The organism is Faecalibacterium prausnitzii (assembly GCF_003324185.1).
GTDB lineage: Bacteria > Bacillota > Clostridia > Oscillospirales > Ruminococcaceae > Faecalibacterium > Faecalibacterium prausnitzii.
In genome coordinates this window covers 1-2,412 of the sequence record NZ_PXUP01000049.1, presented here as the reverse complement: position 1 = coordinate 2,412, position 2,412 = coordinate 1, and the positions used below count along the sequence as shown (strand labels likewise).

1 protein-coding gene and 1 pseudogene are annotated in these 2,412 nt (G+C 55.5%); both read right to left on the bottom strand.

Features of this window, described 5'->3' with window-relative positions:
- Window positions 1-2,058, bottom strand: a 2,058-nt coding sequence (locus tag C7J97_RS14540) for a leucine-rich repeat domain-containing protein (RefSeq protein WP_113993044.1), incomplete at its 3' end; no start/stop codon positions are given.
- 132 nt (window positions 2,059-2,190) lie between these two features.
- Window positions 2,191-2,412: pseudogene (locus tag C7J97_RS15120) on the bottom strand (hypothetical protein); the annotation flags it as partial.

Genomic DNA, 2,412 nt, shown 5'->3' with positions numbered 1-2,412 from the left:
TCCTGCCAGCTTGCGGTAGGCGTTCAGTACCTGATAGGCCGGGATGCTGCTGCCCGGGGCAAATTTGCCGTTCAGGCGGCGCTTCATCAGACCCTGCTCCACGCACCACTGGGCTGCCTTGGCGGTATCCGGGTCTGCCACGTCTGCAAAGGCCGGGGCATCGGCAGGCTCGGGACGGCCTGCGGTGTTCCACAGCAGCAGCGCGGTCTGGGCGCGGTTTTCGGGTGCAGCCACACCTTCCGGCAGCAGGGCTTGCAGCTTGCGGCCGGAAACATAATTGTACACGCCGTAGCCCACAACGCCAGCCGCCACTGCGCCTACTGCCGCCACGATGACGACCGCACCGCCGCCGTCACCGCCGCCGGTAGAGCCGCCGGGGGTGGTGCCGCCCGGGGTATCACCGCCGGAGGGAGGCGTTACCGTGCCGTCCGGGACGACCTTCACGTTCAGGGTAAAAGTCTCGCTGCGGCCCTTGCCGCAGGCGTAGGTGTAGGTCACTTGGTTCGTGCCTTCGTTCACCTTCAGGGTTTTGCCACTCACAGTGCCGCCGCTCCAGTTGGTGGCCTTGGTCACGTCAAATTTACCGGGGAGGGTGCTCAGGTCAAAGGTGCGGGGTGTCTCTTCAACATCGATATCGATTTTGTTGTCGCTTGCATTCAGTGTCGTAACAGCCGTTTGGCTCACATCCAGACTGGTCAGCTCGTTTTGGCTGCAATACAGATACTTCAATTTTGCGTTCTTGCTCAAATTCAGACTGGCCAGCTGGTTTGTGGAGCAATCCAGTTTCTCCAATGCTGTATTCTGGCTCACATCCAGCCTACTCAGCTGGTTTATGGAGCAATCCAGTTCCTTCAGGTTGGGGAAGAACTCGATGCCTTCTAGGGTTTCAATGAGCTTGTCCTTAACATTGATCACAGTGACAGTTTTCCGCTCGCTCTCGCTGAGGGAATTATTATTGTCCTTATCAAATTCTGCCTTGACGTAAGTTCTGAAATCGGGGTCCGGGAAGTTGGAAGCGTTAATGGCAATGGAATCACCGCCGCCGGAGGGAGGCGTTACCGGGGGCACGATACCGGCATTGGGGTCATCGGTCTCGGTAACATTCAGGGTAAAGGGTTTGTAGATTTCTCCAACGCAGCGGTACTCGTAGGTCACCTTTCCGCCGCCTTCTTGCACCGTCAGGGTGCCGTCAGCGTTTTGGGTGGCCCCCTTCAGGTTTCTGACCCGGCTTATATCAAAGTTTCCGGGCAGGATGCTGGGGTCTAAGATACGGGTCTTTTTGTAGACCTCAACCTTATATTTGTTGCTGCCGGTGAAGATTACCGTAAGATTTGTGCAGTTGTCTGCCTGCAGCGATGTGATCTTATTGGAGACGAAATACAGCTCGGTCAGTTTGGTGTTCTGGCTCACATCCAGCTCTGTCAGCCGGTTATAGCCGCAATCCAGATACGTCAATTCCGTATTCTTGCTCACATCCAGCTCCGTCAGCCGGTTATAGCTGCACTTCAGATACGTCAATTCCGTATTCTTGCTCACATCCAGACTTGTCAGCCGGTTGTCCCAACAAGACAGCTTCTGCAATGCTGGATTCTGACTTACATCCAGACTGGTCAGTTGGTTTTCAAAACAAGCCAGCTCCTGCAATGCCGTATTTTGACTTACATCCAGACTGGTCAGCTGGTTTTCCCAACAAACCAGTTCCTGCAACACCGTATTTTCGCTCACATCCAGTTTCGTCAGCCGGTTATGGCCGCAGTTCAATACCTTCAGGTTTGGAAAAAACTGAATGCCAGACAGGTTACTGATGTACTTATTCTCGACATCGATCTCAGTGGCTGCGTACCGCTCTGCCGGTGTCAGAACACCGTTACCATCTTTGTCAAACCGTTTGAGGAGATATTCCCGGAACGTTTTGTCCGGGACATTAGCATCAGTGATATAGACGGGGCCGTAACTATCCGTAGCCGCAAAGGCGCTGAAGGGCAAAAAGGTGAACACCATTGCCAGCGTCAACAAGGCGCTGACAAGGCGCGTTCGTTTTGAGAATCGCTGTTTCACGGGGTGCTCCTTTCTGTGGTAAAATTTTTTCAGGGCCCCATTCGGGAGAAGCTGACGCTTCCCCCGAAAAAAGGGTACCCTTTTTCAAGAAGTGGTCATTGCCCGGCAGGGGGCAAAATGATCCTTCGGTTGTCAGCCTCCTGCCAGCTTGCGGTAGGCGTTCAGTACCTGATAGGCCGGGATGCTGCTGCCCGGGGCAAATTTGCCGTTCAGGCGGCGCTTCATCAGGCCCTGCTCCACGCACCACTGGGCTGCCTTAGCGGTATCCGGGTCTGCTACGTCTGCAAAGGCCGGAGCGTCGGCAGGCTCGGGACGGCCTGCGGTGTTCCACAGCAGCAGCGCGGTCTGGGCGCG